The organism is Amphritea opalescens (genome assembly GCF_003957515.1).
Taxonomy (GTDB): domain Bacteria; phylum Pseudomonadota; class Gammaproteobacteria; order Pseudomonadales; family Balneatricaceae; genus Amphritea; species Amphritea opalescens.
This window is the reverse complement of record NZ_RQXW01000017.1, coordinates 21,718-47,189: the sequence shown is the minus strand read 5'-3', so window position 1 is coordinate 47,189 and position 25,472 is coordinate 21,718. Positions and strand designations below refer to the sequence as shown.

The window sequence follows — 25,472 nt, the reverse complement described above, 5'->3', positions numbered from 1 at the left end:
GAGGTGCCGGCATCATCAACGGTTATTAATGTCTGTTTAGCCCGTTATAAATATCAACAACCTCGGCGCTGTCATCATGGTAGCGCTCCCATGTTCGCTTTAGCTTTTCTCCTCCCGGCCTTAACTCTCAAGGCTGCAATTATTCTGATAAGTATTTTGTTACCTCAAAGTATTGTCGTTATCAGGCAATCTTTCTCAGGGGAATGTTCCACAATTTCAAACGTTTTTGTATGACCAAATAGTAATAATCTTAAATAAGTCGGAGATTAAAATGAAAAAGAAAATTGGCCTTACACTTGCCAGCGCTTTACTCACTATGGGAATCAGTAGCGCAAACGCAGACGTTAAATGGGACATGTCTAACGAGTATAGCAACACCTCCATTCACGGTGAGGGAGATAGCTATTTTGTACAGCAGTTGAGTGAAAAATCCGATGGTAAATTCGCGATCACGGTTCACTTTGGCGGCGCATTAGGCTTTAAGTCTAAGGATCACCTCGATGCCGTAGGCGATGGGGCGGTGCAAATAGCCGATACACTGGCTGCACCTTTAGGAGGAATCGATCCTATCTTCCAGTTAACGGCTTTGCCTTTTCTAGCGAAAACACCGGAAGAAGCCAAAATCCTTTATGAGGTGGCTAAGCCTTATTACGACGCAGTATTTGAGAAAAACAATCAGAAGCTTCTTTATGCTTCACCTTGGACTCCCAGTGGTATCTGGGCGAATAAGCCCGTCACTAGCATGGCGGAATTAGCCAATCTAAAAATTCGGACCTATGACGCCAACGGTACGGTTGCATTGCGAGCGGCAGGTGCCGCACCGATCCAGTTAAGCTGGGGTGACGTTGTGCCGCAACTGTCAACTGGAGGTATTGCTGCAGTACTGACATCCGCAGATGCGGGGGCGAGTGGTAAGTTCTGGGAGCACCTTAACTACTTTACTGAAGTGAACTACGCAGTGCCGTTGAACATGGTGCATGTCAATCTCGATGCTTATAACGCCCTGTCTTCCGAAGAGCGCCAGCAGTTGTTAGATGCGGCCAAAGCAGCTAGTGAACATAACTGGAGCGCTTTAGTGGAGCGTCGTGCGAATAACTATAAGAAGCTCGAGGCTAACGGAGTCAATATCGTAACAGATGCGCCGGTCGCGTATTTGGAAGGGCTGTCGACTGCCGGTCAAACCGCGATTGATCAGTGGCTAGAAAAAGCCGGTCCGAACGGTGCGAAAATTATTGCTGATTATCGTCAACGTCTCGGTATGTAAACTGTCGTATATCGCCCCTTCGTATTTATAACGGCGGGGCGATTTTTATATTTGTGAGAGGACGTTTTATGAATACCTTTCAAAGTCTCGTTTACCGGCTGTCTCGCTTAGCCGCACAATTGTCGGCGGTCCTGCTGGTTTATATGGTGCTGCATATTTTATTAGAGATTGTGCTGCGTAGCTTTTTTGCAACATCGACCTTTGTACTGGATGAAATGGTGGGTTATGGCGTTGCTGCGATGACGTTTCTCACGCTAGGTTATGCCGTACATGATGATGCCCTTATCCGTGTCAATATTGTTGCTTCTCGGTTGAGAGGACGGGCAAAGCGTGCCCTCGAAACGCTATGTTTAGCGATGACTCTGGCTATGAGTTGTTATATCACCTGGTATATGTGGATCGGCGTTAAACGTAATTGGGATCGTGGCGCGGTCAGTGAAAGTATTGCCGAGGTCCCACTATGGATCCCTGAAGGGTTAGTGTTGCTTGGTATTGTGCTTTTCTCTATTCAGTTATTCGCGTTGTTAGTGAAACAACTTACCCCTGTCAGTCGTGTAACTAGCGAATAAACCAACCTTCACCATTAATGATAAGGAAGTACCTTTTATGGATGCTTTAGTGACGGGTCTCATCGTGCTGACGTTGATTTTCTTTTTTTTAGGCACAGGGACATGGGTGTTTGCCGGCCTTCTGATGGTAGGTGTTACCGGGCTGGCTCTACTATTAGATTTCTCTCCCCAGCGTATTGGCGTCATTCTATCTAAAATAATGGTTCGTAGTGCGAGTTCATGGGAGTTGGCGGCCATCCCAATGTTTGTGTGGATGGGGGAGCTGATCTTTAGAACCGACATTTCGGATCGCCTGTTTAGGGGCTTAACGCCGTTAGTCAACCGAATCCCTGGCGGGCTATTACATACGAATGTACTGGGTTGCACACTGTTTGCTGCCGTCAGCGGTTCGAGCGCAGCAACAACCGCTACGGTGGGTAAGATTACCACCAGTGAACTTGCTGCACGAAAATATGATGTCAATCTATCCATAGGCTCTCTCGCGGGTGCCGGCAGTCTTGGTCTGTTGATACCACCTTCGATCGTGATGATTATTTATGGTGTCTTAGCGGAAGTTTCCATCAATAAACTGTTTGCTGCAGGTGTTTTGCCTGGGCTGCTGATTGCTGGCTTATATTCGGCTTATATTATTTACCGTTGTGTACGTCAGCCTGAGTTAGCTCCGCGCTCTTCAGAGGGCTACTCTTTTGTTCAATGCCTACATGGAATTTGGTTGTTAATGCCGATTCTATTGTTGGTGTGCGTAGTGTTGGGCTCTATCTACAGTGGCTTAGCTACACCGTCGGAAGCTGCAGGGGTAGGGGTTGCCGCTACGATGGTCTTGATCATCGTGACGGGTCAATTCAGTTGGACTATTTTTACCGAGTCCTTGATGGGGGCCGTTAAGGTTTCCTGCATGGTGTGTTCCATCTTGGTGGCGGCTGCATTTTTGTCGACAGCAATGGGGTATCTACATGTACCTCAAGATCTAGCCCATGCCATCGGTAGCCTTGATTTATCACCCTATGTCTTGATTCTAATCCTCGCGCTGTTCTACATCATGTTAGGGCTGTTTTTGGATGGTATTTCTATTACTGTGATGAGCTTGCCGATTACCCTGCCGCTGATTCTGCAGGCGGGTTTCGACCCGCTCTGGTTCGGTGTGTTTTTGGTGGTTATGGTCGAGTTGGGGCAAGTAACGCCGCCTGTTGGTTTTAACCTATTCGTGATGCAAAACCTAACGGGGCATCCCATCGGCAGAGTGGCCCGCGCGGCGGCACCATTTTTTATTCTGATGAGTATCGCGGTCGTTATATTGACGGCAGTGCCTGAACTGGCTCTTTGGTTGCCGGCAACACTGTTTGATACGGTGCCTTAAAGGTTAATTATCATAGAGCTTAACCTGTAGGTTGTTGATGGCGATGTTACTGGATCATTCATGCTAACTGAGATGCAAAAAACAAAGGCTGCTGCTTTTAGGCTGCTTTGTTTTTTAGCTGCAGCTTCCATGGTGATCAATAGATGAGTTTTTAACTAAGTTCTCCGGCTAATCACCGGAGCGTTGAGTAAAAGGATGAGACGAATGAATGCAGCTGATCTACACAAGGACGCCATTGTTATCGATGGTTTGATCTGCGCCAAATGGGAACGCGCGCTGTTTGAAGATATGGCCAAAGGCGGCCTAACAGCGGCGAACTGCACCGTGGCCTTCTGGGAAAACTTTGAAGGCACCGTACAAAATATCGTTGAGATGAATAACCTGATCGAAGAGAGCAGTGATCTGCTGATCAAGGTACGCACCACCGAAGATATCAAACGCGCTAAGCGAGAAGGTAAGACCGGTGTGATGATGGGCTTTCAAAATGCCAACCCGTTCCAAGATCAGATCGGCTACGTTAAGGCGTTTAAAGATCTCGGCGTGGGCATTGTACAGATGTGTTACAACACCCAGAACCTCGTTGGCACCGGCTGCTATGAGCGCGATGGTGGTTTGTCCGGTTTCGGTCGTGAGATTGTGGCGGAGATGAACAAGCACGGTCTGCTATGTGATCTATCCCATGTGGGCCCGAACACCGCGAAAGAGGTGATCGACGAATCCAAACAGCGGGTCTGTTACTCCCATTGCTTGCCCTCGGGTTTGAAAGAGCATCCCCGTAACCGTAGCGATGAAGAGCTGAAGTATATCGCGGATAAAGGCGGCTTTGTCGGCGTCACCATGTTTACCCCCTTCCTGAAGGCGGGTGTTAACGCCACCATCGATGATTACGTTGAAGCGATTCAATACATCTATAACCTCGTGGGTGAAGATGCGATCGGTATCGGCACCGATTTCACCCAAGGCCACGGCCATGATTTCTTCGAATACCTGACCCACGATAAAGGCTATGCCCGCCGTTTAACCCGCTTTGGTGAGATCGTTAATCCGAAGGGTATCCGTACCGTGGGTGAGTTCCCTAACTTGACTGAAGCGCTGTTGCGTAACGGTTTCTCTGAAACCCAAGTACGTAAGATTATGGGTGAGAACTGGGTCACGCTGCTGAAGGATGTGTGGGGCGAGTAATCTCGCTGATCTAAACAATAGCATCACAGTATTAAAGATAGCTCAGCCGACACGAGCAGCTGAGATAAACCGAATAAATAGAGAGTTTTGAGGTAGAGAATGATGAGTGGACACGCACCTGAAATGCCAATTGTTGTTGATGATGAAACCGGCGTATGGACGACCGATGCACTGCCGATGTTGTATGTGCCACGCCATTTCTTTGTGAACAACCATATGGGGATCGAAGAAGAGATCGGTGCTGAACGTTATGCCGATATTCTTTATAAAGCGGGTTATAAATCTGCTTATTACTGGTGTGAAAAAGAAGCGGAAGAGCATGGTCTCGAAGGTGCGGATATCTGGCATCACTACCTGAAACGTCTATCACAGCGTGGCTGGGGATTCTTTATCACCGAAGCGCTGGATGTTGAGGCGGGTACTGCCACCGTTCGTTTAGAAAACTCCTGCTTCGTTTATCAGTACGGCAAGGTTAATCGTAAAGTGGATTATATGTTTACCGGTTGGTTTGCCGGTGCGCTGGATCAGGTCGCTGAAAGTTTGGGCTACCCGGTTCGCACCCAAGCTGAACAAACACAGTGCGCCGCCGAAGAGGGCTGCGAGGTGGGTTATTTTGAGGTTAAACCGCTGTAAATAATGACTAAAAACGGCTCGTCAGACTTTCATAGATCTGACGGGTCGTTAGTTCGTCTCTATTGGTATCGACCTGTCGTTAAAGTAAGAGGTTTTGCTCGATAGGAAAAAACTCTGTGGCTGAGTTGATCAGTGAGCTTGCGGTTAATGCTGGCACCCCATATACCTGAGTTTTTACGCCATATTTGAACTTTACTCTCTCGAGTAACAGGTCAAAATCCCCATCTCCTGAAAGTAAGATAATGGTGTCGACATCGGCGGCGGTGTCCATCACGTCAATGGCGATACCCACATCCCAATCGCCTTTAGCCGAGCCATCACTGCGTTGGATATAGGGTTTGAGTTTGATATCGAAACCGATATGTTTCAGGGCATTCTGAAATTTTAGCTGGTTGTCATCGCCGCGATGAATCGCATACGCGGTCGCCGAGACAATATCGCCTTGTTGGCTGATTGTTTGCCACAGTTTACGGTAGTTAAACTGTCGCCCATAAGCCTGTCGAGTGGTGTAGTAGATATTTTGTACATCGGCAAAAATAGCGATTCGGTTCACGGGTGATCCTCTGTTTTCATGTTTTCAGCAAAGCGCCATTATTGTTTTTCTAACTCTTCGATAAAGGCATCACGGATCAGGTTGTTGCGGGCGCCTTTACGGGTGATCACCGAGTAGTGGGTGGTAAAACTACGTTGTTCAGGTTGTATCGCCTTGAGACGATTTTCCCGTACCCACTGTTGCGCATAGTGGGTGGGTAGAAAACCGATATAACTGCCACTGAGGATCAGAAAGGCGATCCCTTCACGATCGGTTGAGCTAGCACTGGCTTTGAGCATGGTTTGTTGCTGCTTAATCTCGGCGGACTGAGGGTAGGCGGGCAGGACAGCGTCGTACTGGCTTAGTTCAGTGTCACCCAACTGGCTATCATCTTGATTGAATAGGGAGTGCTGATCGCTACAGTAGAGCAGTGATTGTTCATCATACAGCGGTAGGTAGTTAAGGCCGGGCAGTGTACGTTGTTCTGATACTACGCCGACTAATAGCTGACCATCTAATACCCCTGATTCAATGTCTTTAGGCGGGATCATGCGGATATTGATAATGACCTCTGGGCCTCGCGCTTTAAGGGCGGCCAAGGCTCGCGTAATACGCATCTGGGGGACCGTCACCATGTTGTCGGTGATGCCGATGTTAAGCTCACCCTTGAGTTCGGTATTGATCGCATTAATACGGGCACGAAAATTCTCTAGTCCGCCAAACAGTTGCAGAGTTGCATCATAGGCTTCTTCGCCCTGTTCGGTGAGCGCAAAACCGGCACGACCACGGTTGCATAGACGCATATTCAACAGGCTTTCCAATTCGGATATTGCCAAGCTGATGGCTGGTCGGCTGATATTCAGTTCCACCTCGGCGGCCGAAAATCCACCACTTTCGACTACGGCTTTATAGATACGTAGTAAGCGAATATGCGCATCACCCAGTTGTCGGGGTAATAGGTTTTCTGAACGACTCATTTATAGGTAACCTTATAGTTAACTTTAAATTAATATTTGTAGATTTAATAAACTTAATCTTTAGCGATAATAGAGTCAACAAGTGAATAACCTGAGATGAAAATTATGACTGATGATCAGAATCGTTGTGGCCTATCCCAAGAGCAACTTGATGCCCATTGGATGCCATTTACAGCTAACCGAAGCTTTAAACAAGATCCTCGCCTGATTGTTGCCGCCGAGGGGAATTATTATACCGCGGCCGATGGTCGTAAGATTTTTGATGGTTTATCTGGCCTATGGAACTGTGGTGCTGGTCATAGCCGTCCGGAAATTACTGAAGCGGTAAGCAAGCAAGTTAAGGAGTTGGATTACGCTCCCGCGTTTCAGTTTGGTCATCCGAAATCATTTGAATTAGCTCACCGTATGACTGAGTTGATGCCCGATGGACTGAACCGGGTATTCTTTACTGGTTCTGGTTCAGAAGCGGTTGAGACTGCATTGAAAATCGCCCGAGCCTATTGGCGCAAGAAAGGCCAAGCGGGTAAAACCCGTCTGGTCGGTCGTGCACGTGGCTATCATGGTGTTAACTTCGGCGGTATCAGTGTCGGTGGTATCGGGCCAAACCGTGCCATCTACGGTCAGGGTATCGATGCAGTGCATATCCCTCACACAATGCTGAAGGAAAACCTGTTTACCCAAGGGATGCCGGAAACCGGTGCTTACTTGGCCGATGAGTTAGAGTCGCAGATTGCTATTCATGATGCCTCTAACATCGCCGCAGTGATTGTTGAGCCGATGGCTGGTTCTACCGGTGTGATTCCACCACCGGTTGGTTACCTGAAACGTCTGCGTGAAATCTGTGATAAACACAATATCTTGCTGATTTTTGATGAAGTCATTACTGCCTTTGGTCGTATGGGCGCTAATACCGGTGCAGAAGCGTTCGGTGTGACACCGGATCTCATGACGGTGGCAAAACAGCTGACCAACGGTGTGATTCCAATGGGTGCGGTGGTTGCTAAGCAAGAGATCTACGATACCTTCATGGCGGATGCTGGCCCAGAATATATGCTGGAATTGCCACACGGTTATACCTATTCAGCCCACCCAGTAGCTTGTGCAGCGGGACTGGCATCACTGGATATTTTGGCAAATGATAAGCTGATCGAACGGTCTAAATCGATGGCACCTAAGTTTCAAGAGATGGTGCATAGCCTGAAGGGTACGCAGTACATCGCCGATATTCGTAACTACGGTTTGGCCGCAGGCCTGACCATTGAAGCGGCACCGGGCGAGCCTGCTTTGCGGCCACATCAGATCGCCATGAAGTGTTGGGAAAAAGGCTACTATGTGCGTCACGGTGGCGATACCATCCAATTGGGTCTGCCATTTACTGTCGAAACCGAAGAGATCGACGGGTTGATCAACGCATTGGGCGAATCGATTCGAGAGTTAAGTTAACACCGTTTTTAACTAAATTTAGCTGCACCTTAGGTGCAGCGTTTAAAAAGAATAAAGAGATAACATTATGACTGTTGTAGGCCACTTGATTAATGGCGAGATGCGCACAGACGCGGCTCGCACACAGGCAATATTTAACCCATCAACGGGTGAAGAGAGCAAGCAGGTCGCATTGGCGTCTGTTGCTACCGTTGAAGAGGCGATTGCCGCAGCAGAGCAAGCGTTCCCAGCATGGCGTAATACGCCACCGGCGAAACGTGCTCAAGTCATGTTTCGTTTTAAAACATTGCTAGAAGAAAATTCCGCTAAGATCTGTGAAATGATCGGTGAAGAACATGGCAAGATTTCCCATGATGCCGCCGGTGAATTGCAACGCGGCATTGAAAACGTCGAGTATGCCTGTGGCGCGCCAGAACTGTTAAAAGGCGAGCACAGCCGCAATGTTGGCCCTGGTATCGATTCTTGGAGCGAGTTTCAACCACTGGGTGTGGTCGCGGGTATTACACCGTTTAACTTCCCAGCGATGGTACCTCTGTGGATGTATCCGATGGCGATCGTCTGTGGTAACACCTTTATCCTGAAACCGTCTGAACGTGATCCATCATCCACGCTGTTTATTGCTCAGTTGTTACAAGAAGCTGGCCTGCCTAAAGGCGTTATCAACGTCGTAAATGGTGATAAAGAAGCGGTTGATGTGTTGCTGACCGATAGCCGAGTTAAAGCGGTGAGCTTTGTTGGATCAACACCGATTGCGGAATATATCTACAGCACCGCTAATGCCAACGGTAAGCGTTGTCAGGCACTGGGTGGCGCGAAGAACCATGCGATCGTGATGCAAGATGCAGACATGGACAATGCGGTTAACCAGCTATTGGGTGCGGCCTTTGGCTCTTCCGGTGAGCGTTGCATGGCGTTGTCTGTCGCGGTTGCGGTTGGCGATGAAGCGGCAGATACCTTGGTTGCGAAAATGAAAGCAGCGATGGCGCCGTTGAAAGTAGGTGCCTTTAGCAATAGCGACAATGACTTTGGCCCAGTGATCACCCGTGCTCATCAGCTGAAAGTGAATGGCTTTATCGATAGCGCCGAAGCGGATGGTGCTACGATTGTTGTGGATGGTCGTAACCCTGTCGTTGAAGGCTATGATGATGGCTTTTTTGTTGGGGCGACGCTTATCGATGGCGTAACACCGACTATGGAAAGCTACCAAGCTGAGATCTTCGGTCCGGTATTGCAGATTGTCCGTGTGAATACCATGGAAGAAGCGATGAAGCTGATCAATGATCACGAATATGGTAACGGTACCTGTATCTTTACCCGTGATGGCGAAGCAGCGCGTTACTTCTCTGACAATATTCAGGTGGGTATGGTTGGTATTAACGTACCACTGCCAGTACCAGTGGCTTACCACAGCTTTGGTGGTTGGAAGCGTTCATTGTTTGGTGATCTGCACGCTTACGGCCCAGATGCGGTACGTTTCTACACCAAACGTAAGACGATTACACAGCGCTGGCCTTCCAGTGGTGTGCGTGAAGGTGTTTCGTTCGCCTTCCCAAGCTAAGGCGCAGTGAGTCAGTAGGGCAACCCTGCTGATTCACCTGTCAAAGAGGCGCTTTATATCAGCGTCTCTTGATGCTTTTCGATTAACCGGTAGCCGTTCACGCGACTACCGGTTTTTTGTGTCTGATGGTTTTTAAGGTTTTTTTTAGAGCTTGTCTGCTAAGGGTTAAGGCTAGTGATTAAGGATAGTATCAGGCAACGTTCTTAGATATAAGTTGTCCTTCAGCGAGCGTTGCTGATGCCTGGTGTAAGTTTGAATACCTTGTAACGAACAGGGTAAATCACCCTAATAAATGGCCGCTGATATTGTTGAATATCTCAACTATGAATAAAATTCACGAGAAGTTAAATATAAAGCATTTTCATTCATGTTTGAGTGCGGGTATAAATACTCCTAACTATTAAGCCTAGACAATATTGCCGTTGATTCTTAGTGAACCGCACAAATCAAATATGGTGAAGGCGACTCACTGAAGAAACCGGCAGACAAATTGAGACTGTCTAGCAATAGCAAGAAACAAGCTCAGGCTTTATCTCAGACATTAGGGTGCGATTACGATGAACACAGACTTTACCTTTACGATTAAGAGCATAGGCTTCGATGAGAACTATCGTCCATTAGAAAATACGCGTATCACGACCAATTTCGCGAATTTGGCGAGAGGCGAGAGCCGTCAAGAGAACCTGTGCAATACCCTAAGAATGATTGATAACCGTTTTAATGCCTTAGCGCATTGGGATAACCCTAACGGCGATCGTTATTCTGTCGAACTCGATATCATCTCTGTTGATATGGACATTGAAGGCAATGGTCAGAGCTTCCCTGCCATTGAAGTACTGAAAACGAATATTGTTGATCATAGCACCGGTGAACGTATCGACGGCATTGTTGGCAATAACTTTTCCTCCTATGTGCGTGACTATGATTTTAGCGTGTTGCTGATGGATCATAATAAGGATCAGCCCCAATTTACGGTTCCAGAGAACTTTGGTGAGCTACACGGGAAACTCTTTAAATATTTCGTTAACTCGAAGGCTTATCAGCAGCATTTTAAAAAGCCACCGGTTATCTGTCTCAGTGTTTCTAACAACAAAACCTACTATCGGAAAGAGAATCAGCATCCTGTTTTAGGATTTGAGTACCAGCCTAATGAGTCATCCTTGACTGAGCAATACTTTGAAAAAATGGGCTTACAGGTTCGCTATTTTATGCCTTCAAATAGCGTAGCGCCGTTGGCCTTTTACTTTTTTGGTGATTTACTCAACGATTACACGAACCTTGAGTTGATCAGTACGATCAGCACGATGGAGACCTTTCAGAAAATATACCGACCTGAAATTTATAATGCTAACGCGGTGGCAGGCCAGCGTTATCAGCCTAAATTACAAAATCAGGATCACTCAGTCACCCAAATTATTTATGACCGAGAAGAGCGGGGCCAATTAGCCAATCAACAGGGGAAATTTGCTGAAGAGCACTTCATCAAACCTTACCAAACCGTGCTGGAACAATGGTCAGCAAATTACGCTTAATTGTTAGGTTCAATCATTTACTTACATAGACGATATCATTGATTATGAAAACATTATTACCGACTTCAACCGCAGGCAGCCTACCTAAACCGACTTGGCTTGCAGAGCCTGAGACACTTTGGTCACCTTGGAAACTGCAAGGCGAGGAATTAATCGACGGCAAACAGGATGCATTGCGGGTGTCATTACAAGAGCAGCAGCATGCGGGTATTGATATTGTCAGTGATGGCGAGCAAACACGCCAACACTTTGTCACAACCTTTATTGAACACCTCAACGGTGTTGATTTTGAGAAACGTAAAACGGTTAAAATTCGTGATCGCTATGATGCGAGTGTCCCCACGGTTGTGGGTCCTGTCTCTCGCCAAAAATCCGTCTTTGTCGAAGATGCTAAGTTTTTACGCCAGCAAACCAAGCAACCTATTAAGTGGGCTTTACCTGGCCCTATGACGATGATTGACACGCTTTATGATGATCATTATAAGAGTCGTGAAAAACTCGCGTGGGAATTTGCCATCATTCTCAACCAAGAAGCTAAAGAGTTAGAAGCGGCTGGTGTTGATATTATCCAATTTGATGAACCCGCATTTAATGTGTTTTTTGATGAGGTCAACGAGTGGGGTATCGCGACGCTAGAAAGAGCTATTGAAGGGCTTAAATGTGAAACGGCTGTACATATTTGCTATGGCTATGGCATTAAAGCCAATACCGATTGGAAAAAAACACTGGGCTCTGAATGGCGACAATATGAAGAGGCGTTCCCTAAACTGCAAAAATCGAACATCGATATTATCTCGCTAGAGTGTCATAACTCCCATGTTCCCATGGAATTACTTGAACTTATTCGGGGTAAAAAAGTAATGGTAGGGGCCATTGATGTAGCGACCGATACCATTGAGACACCCGAGGAAGTCGCCGGTACCCTGAGAAAAGCACTGAAATTTGTCGATGCAGACAAGCTCTACCCGTGCACCAACTGCGGTATGGCACCTTTGTCTCGTCGAGTCGCCGCGGCGAAACTCGATGCTTTAAGGGCCGGCACAGAGATAGTTCGACGCGAACTCTTAGCCTAAAAAGTGACAGGGTCAGGTGTTGCTTGTTGCCTCTTGACCCGCTTTGTTTATTGTCAGTTTAAAGGTGCTTATTGGTGATGTGTACAAAAGCCCGTAGGATTCGGTGTGGGCTTCAGTGCGACGTTGATCTTTTAGGCGTTCGTAAAAAAGGCAGCGATTATCGCTGCCGAAGTGCTACATGGGCTAACTTAGATGATGGACCTCTTGTAGCCCGTAAACCGGCGTGTCGATACCTTCCATACGAGCTTTAATTTGCAGCGATAGATACTGCGAATAGTGTCGGGATTGGTGTAAATTACCGCCATGGAACCACAGTGCTTCTTGCTGTGTTGGCTTCCACATGTTGCGTAGTTCACCTTCCCAAGGTCCCGGATCTTTTGCGGTATCAGACCCTAAGCCCCAGCATTTTCCGACTTTGTCGGCGACTTCTTGGGAGATGATTTTAGCGGCCCAGCCGTTCATTGATCCGAAACCGGTAGCGTACACAATCAAATCCGCTTCTAGCTCAGTGCCATCGGTAAGAACAACCGACTTCGGTTTTATCTCGGCGATGGATACGCCGGATTTGAGTTTGATTTCACCGTCGGCAACGAGATCAGAAGCACCAACATCAATATAATAACCCGATCCACGACGTAGGTATTTCATGAATAGTCCTGAACCATCTTCACCAAAGTCGAGTAAGAATCCCGCATCGGTTAGGCGTTGGTAAAATTCAGCATCGCGCTCTGCAACGGCTTTATAAGCAGGAATATGAAACTGTGGCATGATCTTGAACGGAACAGACCCAAAGGTGAGGTCGGCTTTATAGGTCGTCATACCATTTTCAACCGCCTCTTCAGAGTACAAACCACCTAGCACCAGTTCCATTAACGAATCTGATTTGATGATGTGTGTCGATGAGCGTTGAATCATGGTGACGTCGGCATCGTTTTCCCAGAGTGCACAGCAAATATCATGGGCTGAGTTGTTAGCGCCCAGCACGATACATTTTTTACCTTTATACGCTTCGCCACCGGGATGCTGACTAGAGTGATGTTGCTCGCCTTCAAAGGTATCCATGCCTGGGATATCGGGCATGTTGGGAATGCCTGACATGCCGGTTGCCAGTACAAGTTGTTTAGGGTGTAGGGTGAGTTTTTCACCATTGCGATCGACCTCTACCGTCCACTCCTGTTTGTCTTCATCATATTTGGCATGCGTGCAGCGGGTTGATCCCCAGTAATTTAGCTCCATGACCTTGGTGTACATCTCTAGCCAGTCACCCACTTTGTCTTTTGGGGTAAACACTGGCCAGTTTTCAGGGAAGGGTAGGTAAGGCATGTGGTCATACCAAATAGGATCGTGAAGCGAGAGTGACTTATAACGATTACGCCATGTATCACCAGGCTTAGGTAATGCATCAATCACGATTGTAGGTACTTCTAATTGACGAAGGCGAGCGCCTAAACCTATCCCGCCTTGGCCGCCACCAATAATTAAACAGTAGGGCTGCTCGGTGTAGCCTAAACTTGCTTCTTCATGTTGACGTTTTTCGAGCCAGGTTTGGCGGTTTTTATTCGCGCCGTGTTCAGCCCCTTTCGGACGTAATTTGTTACGCTTTTCGGGAAAATCTTTTAGCTCAGTCATGGTGGTAAGGAAGGTCCATGCTAGACCATCACGTAATCGCAAATAGCCACGACCTTTCGCTATTTGGGTTTCGAAGGTGATCCATGCCTCAACCACACCATCGGTTTCGGTGGCGTCTTCTTCAACTTGCCAATTGCTCGGTGCAGCATCGGCCATGGTGGCGGTGAGCATATCGCTGATAGCGTCGCGACCTTCCATGGTTTTAATATTCCATGTAAAGGCGACTAGGTCGCGCCAGTATCCATCTTCTTCGAATAAAGAGGCGGCGTCGGCGGGTGATGTAGAGCTAAGAGTCGCGGCTAACGTTTCTACCCATGCGACAGCATCCAGTGTGGGTTGATGAGTAGCGGTTAGTGCAGTATTGGTCATAACTATCTCCAGTGCAGTTTGTTTTTTTTGTGCTGCGTTGACGCAGGAGATAGAGCAGAAAGCGTGCCAGTATCGACTGTTTTTATTTTTGTTAAATATAACCAATTGATTTATATGTGAATTATTTTATTTATTAGTATGTTTTTAGTTAAATTAATTAAGTTGGGTGCTCTCGCTGAGTGTTACATCTGTAATGCGAACACATAACAACTGTAACGCTGGATGACAACGAACGTTACAGGTGTAAAGGGTTTTAGTTAACGATTTGATGCAGCTTGTAGATACATAATCTTTGAATTTAACGGCAGAGGGTGAGGTTAGATACATGCCTGAAAGAAGTATAGAAAACGCCTCTTTTCAGCGGTAGACTCGATGGCATCGTGAAATAAAAATAACAGTCACGGGCAAAGGAATAGGCATGATTAACACAAGTCAGCGTCGTCATATCGATACCATACTCAGTTATGGCGGACACCAATCAATGTATAAAAGCTACTCGCCCACTCATGAGTTGATTGGACGTTCGTGGCGGCGATGTTTAACCGAATATGGTTTAGATCCCAGTCAGCCCAGACCAGCGCGCATCGTTACACATCAAACATTGCGTGAGCATCAAGATTCGGTAGATGAGTTTTTGAACGTAGCACGGGCGGGCGTCGAACAGCTCTACACGCAAATTTCGGGTCTTGGGTACGTACTATTGTTAAGCGACCATCGGGGGATTACCGTTCAATTTTTGGGTAATAAACATGATGACGATCGTTTACATAAAGCGGGGCTCTACTTAGGGGCTGATTGGAGTGAGCAATACGCGGGCACATCGGCGGTAGGTACCTGTATACAAGAGCAACAAGCGCTGACTTGCCATCGTGTTGATCACTTCGATAGTTCCCATATAGGTCTAACCTGCACGGCGGCACCGATTAAAGATCCATCCGGGCAGTTATTAGCGGTATTGGATATCTCGGCATTAAACTCATCCCGTACGCCGGAAAGCCAAAACTTTGCCTTACACCTAACGCAACTATATGCGCGTCTGATTGAAGATGCTTATTTTTTACGGCGCTATCGCAACCGTTTGGTTTTTAAGTGTGATCAATCGCGAGAGCTCGTTCAGGTCAATGGCCAGTTGTTGTTTGCCTTAGATGAGCAGGGGAATATCCTTGCGGCGAATACCGCAGGTCGCACTTTGTTGGCGCAATACCGGCCCTTCTCCAAAGATTCGATTTCATTACCAGACCTACTGGAGTGCCAGTGGCGGGATATTCTATCCATCACTTACGAAAGTAAAGACGGAGTACGTGCGTTTAGGGTCTCGGGCACTCAGCAGATGTTATATGGCATTTTGATTGAGCCAAAGACGAATACCTTTAGCCAATTGAACGTATCAGAGGTGTGCGCCTCGCAAGAGGAGTCAGTCCCTGCGTTAGATAAGCTATGTGCCGATGACCCTGCTATGCGACAAACAATTAGCTTAGCTAAACGATTACGCCACCGTGATGTTAGCCTGCTGATTTTAGGTGAAACGGGCACTGGCAAAGAAGTGCTCGCTAAAGCCATTCATGCAACAAGCCACCGGTCAGATCAACCTTTTATAGCGGTTAACTGTGCCGCTATTCCTGAATCATTAATTGAAAGCGAGTTGTTTGGTTATGCGCCGGGAACCTTTACAGGGGGACGAGTGAAGGGTGCAAAGGGTCTTATTCAAGAAGCCAACGGGGGGACGCTTTTTTTAGATGAAATAGGCGATATGCCGTTACAGCTACAAAGTCGTTTATTACGGGTATTAGCCGAAGGGCAGGTGTTACCTCTTGGCACATCTCAGCCGGTTAATATTGATGTCCGTGTACTCGCGGCCACGCACTGTAATGTGATGCAGCTCATTGCTGACGGGCTGTTTAGAGAAGACCTTTACTATCGGCTAAACGGCGCAACGCTAAAGCTTCCCGCTTTAAAAGCACGAGTCGATAAGCACTATCTAATCAAATTATTGCTAAAACGTTTGAACCCAGCTGCTCGACTACGTGCCGATGCAATGAGTGCGTTACTGGGCTACTCATGGCCAGGTAATATCAGGCAGTTGGTTAACACGCTTACGTTTGCCGAAGCGGTATGCGAAGAGGGAGAGATCACCGTCCACCATTTACCGGAAGAGTGTGTTGCAGGGCGGTTGGATAAGTCCACTTTTGCTTTACCCATGCAATCACTAAATTCTTGCGACACATCAACATTATCGGCAGAGCCTTTATCAGACCCATGGTTAGAAAAGACTAATTCTATACCCGAGCAGCAAATGCTGATTGATAGGCTCCGTCAGCAGCGATGGAACATCTCAGCAGTTGCTAAACAGTTGGGCGTATCACGGCCGACGATTTATAGACGAATGAAAAAGCTTGGGATTAGTTTGCCTAGGGATGTTTAGCGAATCTCTAACTCAAGATTTGCATCGCTTTATACTTTATGAAAAACTTTTTCATAAAAAAACAGTACAAGGATGTACCGTATGAATTTTTATTTCTTTGGCAAGAACCGCCAATATATTCGTTTTCGCTTCCACTGCCAGCGCACTGAATGGTCTTCGGGCATCATGTTAAATCGCAATAGTCATGGGGCTTTTCAGCGTCTGCTGCTCATTAGTTTACTGATGATTTCTCTTGGTTGGGCTGATAAAAGCTTTGCTGACAAACCCAAACTACAGCTGGCGACAGTCTATCATGCGGGTCTGGACGTATCTGATTATTGGGTGAGTGAAAAACTCGATGGTGTGCGGGGGTATTGGGATGGCAAACAGTTATTAACGCGACAGGGTTACCGAATCCATGCGCCGGATTGGTTTACCCAAGTATTACCCGAGCAGCCGTTGGATGGTGAGTTGTGGATCGGGCGAGGCAAGTTTAACGCGGTGTCTTCGCTTGTTAGAAGCGCATCGACCGAGGCGTCGCAAGGGCAGGCAGATCGTTGGCGGCGGGTGAAATTTATGTTGTTTGATCTACCACAGTTTCCAGGCACCTTTACCCAGCGTTTACAGCAATTGGGCCAACTCGTGGATGAGATTGATCGGGACTGGGTTCAGTTGATTGATCAGCGACGAGTCAGTGATGATAGTACGCTCATGGCTTGGTTAAAGCAGGTGGTCGCTGACGACGGCGAAGGGTTGATGCTGCACCATCAGGATGCCTTGTATCAATCAGGGCGTAGTGCTCAGCTGTTAAAGCTTAAGCTATGGCAAGATGCCGAGGCGAAAGTGATTGGGCATCAGCCGGGGAAGGGGAAGTATGTCGGCATGCTCGGTGCGTTGTTAGTGGAAACACCGACGGGTATTCGCTTTAAGCTCGGCAGCGGCTTTACCGATCAACAGCGGCAACATCCTCCAGCGATCGGCAGTATCGTTACCTATAAATACACAGGTGTCAGTGCAAAGGGTGTCCCCCGTTTTGCCAGTTTTATGCGGGTTCGTCAGCCTTAAGGCTGGATCAGTGTCTTACCTAATGACAGGTTTTTTCGTCGCCATGGCTCCATATCTCTTTTTAGGTATCTGCTAGCGAGTGTTTCTGTTTTATAATGGCCGAGTTATTTATGTTCGTCGCGTTCGCTACGAAATACTGATTACGGATGTAATACTATGAAGGCCGTTACGCTTACTGAACTCGAACAGCGGTATCCGGAAGGTTTCTGTCAGTCTCTGTCTATGTTTGGTGCTTTATCGGATGAGAGTCTCCACTTTCTGCTGCAACAGGGAACACTGTTATCGGTGCAGCCGGGGGATCGGTTATTCAGCATAGATGATATGTCGGAACAGTTTTATATCATCATTAAAGGCGCGGTACGGTTTTACCAGCATCGGCCTCAAGACGGTGCCAGCGTGCCAATACGCCTGTATGACGAAGGTGAGCAGATTGGCTTTGTTGGTATGATTGGACTGCATCCACGCCGGGGAGATGCTGTGGTGGAAAAAGAGGGTTATCTGTTAGAGATTAGCACTGAGTTATTCCATAAGCTCTGCGAGCAATACCCTGAGATGTTTATGATCTTTCTGATCAATATTACCCGAGAGATGAGCCGAGAAATTAGTCATCTTGATCAGCTCTATGCCGATAAACACTGATCGGTTTACCTATACTTATACCTCTAATCTTTAACCTCAAATTCTAACCCTAACCCTCACCTCTATGCTGGGCTAGTTTACCTATAGCGTTTGATTCTGTGATTTATGGTGTGTCCAAAGCGGTAGGTTGCTCAACGCTAGACTATGATTAAACTGCTGTTTGATTTTTGATCAGCTTAGAGTCGCTCTAAGGTGTTTTTAAATACGGATAGCAAGATGTTAGATAATGATTTCACCGAGGTTCTATTAAGGTTCGATAGGCGAGTGTTTATCAACCCGCCCTAGGAGGTAAGCGTTATGGAGCAGCAACAGTTTCTAGTGGATGAGTTAGATAAAAAGATTGAGATGTTCCGGCACAACTCTAAGTCGCATAAAACATTACATCGTCGGTTGCGCTATGGCTCTTTTGGGCTTACCGCTATGTTGTCTCTGCTATCTGGATTGGCGCTGTATCTGCCCGCTTATTCCACCCATCTGAATGTCGCTATTTTGGTTTTCTCAGGCACCGCCGGTATTCTCGCGTCCCTAGAAGGGCTGCGTAAGGCGGATGAACTGTGGATTCATGAGCGGACTACCTATTACACCCTGTGTGATTTAAGGCGTGAGTTGATGTTTCAGATTAAAAGCCAAACCTTGAAGGCCGCAGAGCTTGAGCTGTTCTTTGAACGGTTGCAGAAAGTGCTGAATAACTCGGCAGAAAAATGGAACACTGGCATTGTGCAGGGGCGACAAGGGGATATCGTTCCGGCGGAATAGAATCATAAACGCCGGTGTCTAGATAAACCCCTTTGTTGTTACGGCTTTGGTGATACTGAGGTACTTTGATCGAGCGGTTCTAGGGTGACGCGTCCTCGGCGATCACCGAGTTCAGAGATCAGCATCGCAGCGATAATCATGCCCGCACCGACTAATCCTAGCGTACCGAGTTGCTCGTTTAGGAATAACCAAGCGGAGAGGCAAGCAAACACCGGTTCGGTGGCGAAGATCAGTGCCACCTGATGCGAGGCGAGTATCTGCTGGCAGGCTGATTGTGCCCAGTAGGCATAGGCCGTGCCTAACAGACCGGTAATCAACACTGCGCTGATAATCAAAGGATTCGTCGCCAAATCCTGCCAGCTCAGGGGTGTTGCACCTGAATGATAAAATGCGGGCTCGGGGCTAATCCAAGCAGCAATACTGCTATACAGGGCTACAGCTAGCAACTGTAGGATGCTCAAGGGCATCACTGGGAGTGAATCGACGAAGCGACCGGTCAGCAAAATATGAATGGCAAAGCCAAATGCGCAGGTCAGTATGAGAGTGTCACCCCGATTGAATTCTAGGTTATCACCAACGGTTAACAGGTAGAGCCCTGCCGTGGCGATCACCATACCGATCCACACCGCCGCGGAAGCCTTGATGCGAAACAGCAGAAAGCCCAGTAGCGGCACTAACGGCACGTTTAAACCGGTAATAAAGCCAGCATTAGACACCGAGGTGTAATGCATGCCCTCTGTTTGAGTGTAGAAACTGACAAACAGCAGAAAACCGAGCAGGGCACTGGCGCCACAGAGCGGTAACCAGCGGATGTTCACCAGTTGCTGTCGGTTAAACCAAAGCAGCGGGATCAGTGATAATCCCGCTAATAAGAAACGGATGGCATTAAAGGTGTGGGTGGGTATCTCTTCAATCGCTAGATCGATCAACACGAACTCTACGCCCCAGATAAAGCAGACTAATAGAAGTAGCAGTTGTGCTGTGCGTGATGATCGGATAAGCATGGGAAGTCCTTGTCGATAGAGCTATTGAGTCAGTTTTTGAATACGTCGTTAAGCCAGCTAAGTCGCTAGACTCTACAGGCTTAAACAATGGAGACCGAAGTCTCCAGCAAACGCTGATACATTCTACGTTAGGCCAGCATAAAGCCCAGTGTTACCAAGCAGATAAACGCGATAACGGCACCAATCAGGGCGTAGGGAATCTGGCTGAGGGCATGTTGCATCGGGGTACAGCCGGAACCTTGGGATGACAGTACGGTCGAGTCACTGAAGAAACAGGCGTGGCTACCAAAAGCTGAGGCGGATAGTAGTGCACCCACCGTCAGTGGCATCGACATATCCATGCTAATGGCCATGGGGATCACAATCGGTAGGGAGACCACAAACACACCCCAGCTAGAACCCGTGGCGAACACCACCATGGCCATCGAAGCAAAGACTAACGCCGGTAGCATCTCTTTCGACAGGAAGGGGGTCAGTGAGTCGATGATATAAGGGGTTAGGCCGAGTTGATCGTTGATCTCTTTGACCATAAAGCCCGCACAGACGACCGCAATGGGGTGCAGCATCACCTTAAACCCATCCAGCATTGCATCAACCAACTGAGCAAAGGAGAGCAATCGCTGCCAGAAGTAGAGCACCATGGTAAACATCGAGGCTACCAGAGCACCGAGTAGTAAATCGATATCGTAATAAACACTGGCTGCTATTAACACGGCCATCGGCAACAGGAAGTTTAATAAACCAATGAGGGGTGGGGTTTTCTTCAGCGCTGAGGTGTCGAAACCATCTTGCTGAATACCATCGGGGATGGGCTGACCGGCTTGGGCGCGCTGTTCGGCTTTTTTCATTTCGCCAAAATCACCAAGGATTCCGAAGGCCACTAGAAATACGACCAGCAGTGCCGCCCAGCCGTACACCATGTAGGGAATAGCGTCGATATAGAGGGACATCCCTTTGCCTTCGGCTGCGGCGCCGTTTTCTTCCAGTAAGGCGGCAAAATAAACCGCCCAGGTTGAAACAGGCACCAGAATACACACCGGTGCGGCGGTAGAATCGACTAAGAAGGCCAGTTTTTCGCGAGAGATCTTATAGCGGTCGGTGAGGCTTTTCATCGAGGCAGAGACCGCCAGTGAATTCAGGTAATCATCGATAAACACCATGACCCCTAAAGTACAGGTAGTGAGCATGGTGCCGCGCTTGGTTTTAATCCGTTTAGCGAGTAGCTCGCCAAAACTCAAGACGCTGCCACCGCGTTCCAACATATTAATGAGGCCGCCCATCATGCCGCACACCAGTACGATCCAGGCGATGGTTTCATCCATGACCACCGATATTGAGAGGTCACCGAGCCCACTGACAAGGTTGCTCGGATCGAGTAACAGCAAGCCCGCAATAATGCCGGCGAAGATCGATTCCAGAGCCTTCTTGGTGATCACCGCCACGCATAGAATGAGCATAGCTGGCAGGAAACTTAAAAAGCCATAGGGCTCGCCGTCTACATGCTGGGTCGAAAGGTAGGCAAAAAAGGCCATAATAACGCTAAAAAAGATCAGCCACTTTTGTGGGCTGCCTTGGCGATTAAGGGTCGTGTTTGGGGTGTTGTTTGGCTTGATAGCCATGGTGTCGGGGCTGACAGTCGAGCCGATCTCAGTACTCATATGGCACCTTTTCTTATCGTTATAAATTGATGATGTAAAGCCTGAGCCCTCAACGCCTCGCGGTATTGAGGGCCAGCAAAAGGGTGAATGCGGTGGTAGTCGCAGGGAGATACCTAATGACAGCAATGTATTGGCACGAGGCGCTAGGCTTTAATGCGCATAGGAGGCTCGTACCGTGGCTGATTAGATACCCAGTTTATCGCGCAGGTTGTAATACCAAGCGCCCATGGCGGTGTACGGAATACGTAATGCTCGGCCACCAGGGAAGGGGTATTGTGGCAGACCGGCAAAGATATCAAACCGTTCCGCTTGACCTTTGATCGCGTCACAAAGCACTTTGCCGGCGAGGTGGGAACTGGTCACACCGTGGCCGCTGTAGCCCTGAGCGTAGTAAATATTCTTGCCGATACGACCAAACTGCGGCAGACGCATCAGTGTCAGTAGGAAGTTGCCGGTCCAGGCATAATCCACCTTAACGCCTTTTAACTGAGGAAAGGTTTTCAGCATATTCGGTACAATCAACGATTCGATCTTATCCGGTTCCCGCGCGCCATAGGTGACACCGCCGCCATAGATCAGGCGGCCATCGCCAGAGAGGCGGAAATAATCCAGCAGATAGTTACAGTCTTCAACGCAGTTATCCTGTGGTAGTAACTCACGTTGTTGCGCTTCATTGAGGGGTTCGGTGGTAATCACCTGAGTGCCACAAGGCATCGCTTTTTGCTCTAATTTAGGAATCAATCCACCTAAATAAGCGTTACCTGCGACAATGACGAAGTCCGCGGTAACTGAGCCTGTTGCTGTATGGATAACGGCTTTGTCACCTTCCTGCACCTGAGTGACGGCAGAGTCTTCATAAATCACACCGCCGAGGCTTTCGAAGGCCGCCGCTTCACCTAATACGAGGTTGAGCGGGTGGAAGTGGCCGCCGCTTTTATCTAGTAAACCGCCTTCATATCGGCTTGAACCGACATGGTCGCGGATGCTGTCAGGGGTTAGCATCTCTAGTTGGGTATGGCCGTGGGCTTCCCAAAGCGCTTTCTTTTCTTCCATCTCACGGAGCTGTCGGCTATTACAGGCGGCGAAGATACCGCCATCCTTCAAGTCACAGTCAATGTTATATTGATCGACGAGACGACGGATAATTTGTCCGCCTTCGAAAGCCATTTTTCCCATCTCACGGCCGGTGTCTTGGCCATAATGCTTTTCAATAAAGTCGATATCACGGCTATAACTGTGAACGATCTGTCCGCCGTTACGACCGGATGCACCAAAGCCAATCCGGCTGGCTTCTAAAACGACTACCTTAAAACCCTGTTCGGCGAGATGTAATGCCGACGACATGCCGGTAAAACCCGCACCGATAACACAGATATCGGCAGTGATATGATTAGTTAATGGTGCCCGAAACGCTTTATCGTTTGCTGAAGCGGCATAGTATGACGTGGTGTGTGATGGAGCAGCCATAAGGAAACCCTGTAATCGGACCCAATAAGGGTATTGCTGATAGTCGCTGGGATAACGAACGGTCGTCCTCAGCCTTCAATGTAGGGTTAAGATAATCTTTTCTCGGGCTTAGACGCTATACCTATCAGGGGATAGATAAGTCGGTGAGCGTCATTCGGCGATTGACGCTTAGCCGACAGATGCTCAATAGGGTGGGGCACTTTCCGCATCTTTATGGATGACTTTAATGGAGTCGATAAACATATCCCTTGCTCGGTTGGGTTGTGTGGACTTTTTAGTAATCACGGCGACGCCTAAGCGGAAATGCTTAATGTCTTGCGCAACAGCCTTGAGTAATCCCTGTATGACATAGGGTTGCGCAATTTGCTGCGGTAAAAAACTGATATAACAGCCTGATAGCAGCATCGCGATGCGGGATTCATAGTGATAAGAAGCAACGGAAAGGTTCATCTGAGAGAGCTGATGATAAATCTCTTCATGGGGTTTAAGACCCGCATGTACCAATTTGTAGCTGTTGATAACCGTTTGTGTTACCTGATCTTTAGGCAGATCAAACAAAGGGTGGTCTTTGCCACAATAGATATAGTTTTCGTCTGTGAATAGGTGAATATAGTTAAGCCCTTCAAGTTTTCGATGATAGGGGATGATGGCAATATCGAGTTGATTATTGAGTACCATCTTTTCCATGACTTTCATGTGCTCAACTTCAATTTGAAGCTCGACATTCGGCGCTCGATGATAGAAGTGGCGGATGATCGCCGGCAGTTTGAAGCGTGGATCGGTACTGAAAGTATCACTCAGAGCAATTCTCAGTTTACCGGCAGGGTTATCGCCAAGGTTATTAATGGTACTGCGAAACTGTTCAAGGTTATGCAACAGGTGAGTGGTTTGATCAAATACAACTTTGCCCTCTGGCGTTAAGCTAAACCCGGCTCTTCCCCGTTTACATAGCGTAATATTTAAGCGTTTTTCCAGTGCAGCGATGTGATTACTAATGGTGGGGCGGCTGATGTTGAGTTCAACTTCTGCGGCTGAAAACCCTTCACATTCTACAACAGACTTAAATATTTTAAGCTGTTTTATCTCGATGTCACCCAGTTGCCCAAGCACAAATTTCGTCATTCTTTTTATACCTTTATAGGTTTCGCTTTGTGTGGGATAGCAAACTAAGATTCGTTGGTTTTCTTATACATAAGAATCTATCTTACGTAAAGAAAGTTAAACGTTAATGTGGGTTATTTGTGATTTAACGCATCTTTGATCTATGTGAAAATGCGGCCGCAATTATTTAATTCGCCGCATACTTATTACAAAACCCAGGATGAAGCATGATCAAGAACCTTAAGAAAAAACTATCAACCTCTGCTTTAGCTGTGACATTAGGCCTGAGTACTTTGGCTGCTGATGTGTCTGCTGCTGACTATAACTGGCGTTTTAGCAACCTTTATGGTCGCGGTACTGCTTTTGGTGATGTGTATGAAAGCCTAGCGAAGAATATCGAAACTGAATCAGAAGGCCGTATTAAAGTTCAGGTTTTGTATTCCGGTGAAGGTGTTGGTACGAGTGGTTTATTGGGTGCGGTTAAATCCGGCTTGATCACCATGGGCGCACCATTCCAGTCTATGCATGCGGGTGAATTACCTGCAGGCGTGGTTGAAATTGGCCTGCCTGGTGGTACGGATGACCCTGCTGAACTACAGGCATTGTTCCATGATAAGGGCTGGGGAAAAGTACTCACTAAAGCCTATGGTTCACAAGGATTGGTTTGGCTTGAACCTTACATTCAACCACCGGTATATGTGTTAACTAAGAAAGAAATTAAGTCAGTCGCTGATTTTAAAGGGCTTAAAATACGTGCTCCGGGTGCTTATGGTAAGTTCCTGCGTAACTTGGGTGCATCACCTGTATCACTCGCTTGGAGCGAAATCTATACGTCACTGGCTACCGGCGTTATCGATGGCTCTATCGGTAGTAACATGATCGATCACCGCGATGGTAACCACGTTGAAGTGGCTAAGTATATGTATCGCTTGCCATTGGCGGGTGCACAGGTATTGCCAATCGTTGTTAACCGTTCTGCTTGGAAGAAACTGCCAGAAGACCTGCAAGCTGTTGTGCGTAAAGCAACAGAACAGCATGCCGCTGATCAGTTACGTTTGTCTCGTCAATGGGAATCTGAAGCGGTTACAGAGATGGAAGCAAAAGGACTTAAGTGGAGTCCTGAGCCAAGCGAAGCCGATAAAGCAGCATGGCAGGCCGCGGGTGCAGGTTTGTGGGATGAATACGCGGCTAAGGATAAGTACAGCAAAGAGCTGATCGATATCCTGCGTAACAGCAAGTAAGGCATTCGAATGAACTAAAGGG

At 47.7% G+C, this 25,472-nt stretch carries 21 protein-coding genes; 14 read left to right on the top strand and 7 right to left on the bottom strand.

Going from position 1 to position 25,472, the window contains the following annotated elements:
* Positions 1-271 precede the first annotated feature (271 nt).
* The 5 genes from EH243_RS15510 to EH243_RS15490 all read left to right on the top strand — a co-directional run bounded on the left by EH243_RS15510 (position 272) and on the right by EH243_RS15490 (position 5,005).
* Positions 272-1,264 (top strand): TRAP transporter substrate-binding protein, encoded by a 993-nt coding sequence (locus EH243_RS15510; protein WP_126159578.1) that lies wholly within the window; start codon positions 272-274, stop codon positions 1,262-1,264.
* Positions 1,265-1,332: 68 nt separating this feature from the next.
* Complete coding sequence (locus tag EH243_RS15505; RefSeq protein WP_126159577.1) at positions 1,333-1,833, top strand: TRAP transporter small permease subunit; 501 nt, start codon at positions 1,333-1,335, stop codon at positions 1,831-1,833.
* Between the two features lie 37 nt (positions 1,834-1,870).
* Complete coding sequence (locus EH243_RS15500; RefSeq protein ID WP_126159576.1) at positions 1,871-3,190, top strand: TRAP transporter large permease; 1,320 nt, start codon at positions 1,871-1,873, stop codon at positions 3,188-3,190.
* Positions 3,191-3,394: 204 nt separating this feature from the next.
* Positions 3,395-4,372, top strand: coding sequence for a dipeptidase (locus tag EH243_RS15495; protein ID WP_126159575.1), 978 nt, complete (start codon positions 3,395-3,397; stop codon positions 4,370-4,372).
* Positions 4,373-4,474: 102 nt separating this feature from the next.
* Positions 4,475-5,005, top strand: coding sequence for a 4-vinyl reductase (locus EH243_RS15490; RefSeq protein WP_126159574.1), 531 nt, complete (start codon positions 4,475-4,477; stop codon positions 5,003-5,005).
* 79 nt (positions 5,006-5,084) lie between these two features.
* Here the strand turns inward: EH243_RS15490 and EH243_RS15485 are convergent, their stop codons facing one another.
* Entirely contained in the window at positions 5,085-5,558 is a 474-nt protein-coding gene (locus EH243_RS15485) for a LabA-like NYN domain-containing protein (RefSeq protein WP_126159573.1), read from the bottom strand.
* A gap of 38 nt (positions 5,559-5,596) precedes the next feature.
* The gene (locus EH243_RS15480) at positions 5,597-6,514 is read right to left on the bottom strand and encodes a LysR family transcriptional regulator (RefSeq protein ID WP_126159572.1); all 918 of its coding nucleotides are present in this window, start codon (positions 6,512-6,514) and stop codon (positions 5,597-5,599) included.
* Between the two features lie 105 nt (positions 6,515-6,619).
* Between EH243_RS15480 and aptA the strand changes: the two genes are divergently transcribed.
* The 4 genes from aptA to EH243_RS15460 all read left to right on the top strand — a co-directional run bounded on the left by aptA (position 6,620) and on the right by EH243_RS15460 (position 12,120).
* Positions 6,620-7,957, top strand: a complete 1,338-nt coding sequence (gene aptA / locus EH243_RS15475; RefSeq protein ID WP_126159571.1) for an omega-aminotransferase AptA — start codon at positions 6,620-6,622, stop codon at positions 7,955-7,957.
* 67 nt (positions 7,958-8,024) lie between these two features.
* Positions 8,025-9,515, top strand: a complete 1,491-nt coding sequence (locus EH243_RS15470) for a CoA-acylating methylmalonate-semialdehyde dehydrogenase (protein WP_126159570.1) — start codon at positions 8,025-8,027, stop codon at positions 9,513-9,515.
* Positions 9,516-10,072: 557 nt separating this feature from the next.
* On the top strand, positions 10,073-11,047 hold the full coding sequence (locus EH243_RS15465; protein WP_126159569.1) for a DUF1852 domain-containing protein: 975 nt from the start codon (positions 10,073-10,075) through the stop codon (positions 11,045-11,047).
* A gap of 44 nt (positions 11,048-11,091) precedes the next feature.
* On the top strand, positions 11,092-12,120 hold the full coding sequence (locus tag EH243_RS15460) for a methionine synthase (protein ID WP_126159568.1): 1,029 nt from the start codon (positions 11,092-11,094) through the stop codon (positions 12,118-12,120).
* Positions 12,121-12,303: 183 nt separating this feature from the next.
* On the opposite strand, the gene EH243_RS15455 is transcribed toward EH243_RS15460, so the two are convergent.
* Complete coding sequence (locus EH243_RS15455; RefSeq protein ID WP_126159567.1) at positions 12,304-14,118, bottom strand: NAD(P)/FAD-dependent oxidoreductase; 1,815 nt, start codon at positions 14,116-14,118, stop codon at positions 12,304-12,306.
* A gap of 418 nt (positions 14,119-14,536) precedes the next feature.
* Here EH243_RS15455 and EH243_RS15450 point away from each other — a divergent pair, with 418 nt between their 5' ends.
* The 4 genes from EH243_RS15450 to EH243_RS15435 all read left to right on the top strand — a co-directional run bounded on the left by EH243_RS15450 (position 14,537) and on the right by EH243_RS15435 (position 18,979).
* Positions 14,537-16,540 carry a sigma-54-dependent Fis family transcriptional regulator gene (locus tag EH243_RS15450; RefSeq protein ID WP_126159566.1) on the top strand — a complete coding sequence of 668 codons (2,004 nt, stop codon included), beginning with the start codon at positions 14,537-14,539 and terminating at the stop codon, positions 16,538-16,540.
* Between the two features lie 81 nt (positions 16,541-16,621).
* Positions 16,622-17,584: a DNA ligase gene (locus EH243_RS15445; RefSeq protein ID WP_241235105.1), complete on the top strand. Its 963-nt coding sequence runs from the start codon at positions 16,622-16,624 to the stop codon at positions 17,582-17,584.
* A gap of 156 nt (positions 17,585-17,740) precedes the next feature.
* Positions 17,741-18,223 carry a Crp/Fnr family transcriptional regulator gene (locus tag EH243_RS15440; protein WP_126159565.1) on the top strand — a complete coding sequence of 161 codons (483 nt, stop codon included), beginning with the start codon at positions 17,741-17,743 and terminating at the stop codon, positions 18,221-18,223.
* Between the two features lie 297 nt (positions 18,224-18,520).
* The gene (locus tag EH243_RS15435) at positions 18,521-18,979 is read left to right on the top strand and encodes an SLATT domain-containing protein (RefSeq protein ID WP_126159564.1); all 459 of its coding nucleotides are present in this window, start codon (positions 18,521-18,523) and stop codon (positions 18,977-18,979) included.
* A 38-nt stretch (positions 18,980-19,017) separates the two neighbouring features.
* On the opposite strand, the gene EH243_RS15430 is transcribed toward EH243_RS15435, so the two are convergent.
* The 4 genes from EH243_RS15430 to EH243_RS15415 all read right to left on the bottom strand — a co-directional run bounded on the left by EH243_RS15430 (position 19,018) and on the right by EH243_RS15415 (position 24,230).
* The gene (locus EH243_RS15430) at positions 19,018-19,983 is read right to left on the bottom strand and encodes a DMT family transporter (RefSeq protein WP_126159563.1); all 966 of its coding nucleotides are present in this window, start codon (positions 19,981-19,983) and stop codon (positions 19,018-19,020) included.
* Positions 19,984-20,111: 128 nt separating this feature from the next.
* Entirely contained in the window at positions 20,112-21,641 is a 1,530-nt protein-coding gene (locus EH243_RS15425) for a Na+/H+ antiporter NhaC family protein (RefSeq protein WP_420897541.1), read from the bottom strand.
* A 183-nt stretch (positions 21,642-21,824) separates the two neighbouring features.
* Positions 21,825-23,108 (bottom strand): NAD(P)/FAD-dependent oxidoreductase, encoded by a 1,284-nt coding sequence (locus EH243_RS15420; protein ID WP_126159562.1) that lies wholly within the window; start codon positions 23,106-23,108, stop codon positions 21,825-21,827.
* A 183-nt stretch (positions 23,109-23,291) separates the two neighbouring features.
* A complete protein-coding gene (locus tag EH243_RS15415; RefSeq protein WP_126159561.1) occupies positions 23,292-24,230 on the bottom strand; it encodes a LysR family transcriptional regulator in 939 nt (312 codons plus the stop codon).
* 206 nt (positions 24,231-24,436) lie between these two features.
* Here EH243_RS15415 and EH243_RS15410 point away from each other — a divergent pair, with 206 nt between their 5' ends.
* Positions 24,437-25,450 (top strand): TRAP transporter substrate-binding protein, encoded by a 1,014-nt coding sequence (locus EH243_RS15410; protein WP_126159560.1) that lies wholly within the window; start codon positions 24,437-24,439, stop codon positions 25,448-25,450.
* Positions 25,451-25,472: the final 22 nt, after the last annotated feature.

What these genes read in the sequence shown, in the direction of transcription:
- EH243_RS15510 (WP_126159578.1), top strand. Translation starts at nt 272, where the DNA reads ATGAAAAAGAAAATTGGCCTTACACTTGCCAGCGCTTTACTCACTATG.
- EH243_RS15470 (WP_126159570.1), top strand. Translation starts at nt 8,025, where the DNA reads ATGACTGTTGTAGGCCACTTGATTAATGGCGAGATGCGCACAGACGCG.
- EH243_RS15455 (WP_126159567.1), bottom strand. Translation starts at nt 14,118, where the DNA reads ATGACCAATACTGCACTAACCGCTACTCATCAACCCACACTGGATGCT.
- EH243_RS15465 (WP_126159569.1), top strand. Translation starts at nt 10,073, where the DNA reads ATGAACACAGACTTTACCTTTACGATTAAGAGCATAGGCTTCGATGAG.
- EH243_RS15480 (WP_126159572.1), bottom strand. Translation starts at nt 6,514, where the DNA reads ATGAGTCGTTCAGAAAACCTATTACCCCGACAACTGGGTGATGCGCAT.
- EH243_RS15505 (WP_126159577.1), top strand. Translation starts at nt 1,333, where the DNA reads ATGAATACCTTTCAAAGTCTCGTTTACCGGCTGTCTCGCTTAGCCGCA.
- EH243_RS15430 (WP_126159563.1), bottom strand. Translation starts at nt 19,983, where the DNA reads ATGCTTATCCGATCATCACGCACAGCACAACTGCTACTTCTATTAGTC.
- EH243_RS15445 (WP_241235105.1), top strand. Translation starts at nt 16,622, where the DNA reads ATGAATTTTTATTTCTTTGGCAAGAACCGCCAATATATTCGTTTTCGC.
- EH243_RS15410 (WP_126159560.1), top strand. Translation starts at nt 24,437, where the DNA reads ATGATCAAGAACCTTAAGAAAAAACTATCAACCTCTGCTTTAGCTGTG.
- EH243_RS15460 (WP_126159568.1), top strand. Translation starts at nt 11,092, where the DNA reads ATGAAAACATTATTACCGACTTCAACCGCAGGCAGCCTACCTAAACCG.
- EH243_RS15425 (WP_420897541.1), bottom strand. Translation starts at nt 21,641, where the DNA reads ATGAGTACTGAGATCGGCTCGACTGTCAGCCCCGACACCATGGCTATC.
- EH243_RS15440 (WP_126159565.1), top strand. Translation starts at nt 17,741, where the DNA reads ATGAAGGCCGTTACGCTTACTGAACTCGAACAGCGGTATCCGGAAGGT.
- EH243_RS15420 (WP_126159562.1), bottom strand. Translation starts at nt 23,108, where the DNA reads ATGGCTGCTCCATCACACACCACGTCATACTATGCCGCTTCAGCAAAC.
- EH243_RS15415 (WP_126159561.1), bottom strand. Translation starts at nt 24,230, where the DNA reads ATGACGAAATTTGTGCTTGGGCAACTGGGTGACATCGAGATAAAACAG.
- EH243_RS15500 (WP_126159576.1), top strand. Translation starts at nt 1,871, where the DNA reads ATGGATGCTTTAGTGACGGGTCTCATCGTGCTGACGTTGATTTTCTTT.
- EH243_RS15435 (WP_126159564.1), top strand. Translation starts at nt 18,521, where the DNA reads ATGGAGCAGCAACAGTTTCTAGTGGATGAGTTAGATAAAAAGATTGAG.
- EH243_RS15490 (WP_126159574.1), top strand. Translation starts at nt 4,475, where the DNA reads ATGAGTGGACACGCACCTGAAATGCCAATTGTTGTTGATGATGAAACC.
- aptA (WP_126159571.1), top strand. Translation starts at nt 6,620, where the DNA reads ATGACTGATGATCAGAATCGTTGTGGCCTATCCCAAGAGCAACTTGAT.
- EH243_RS15495 (WP_126159575.1), top strand. Translation starts at nt 3,395, where the DNA reads ATGAATGCAGCTGATCTACACAAGGACGCCATTGTTATCGATGGTTTG.
- EH243_RS15450 (WP_126159566.1), top strand. Translation starts at nt 14,537, where the DNA reads ATGATTAACACAAGTCAGCGTCGTCATATCGATACCATACTCAGTTAT.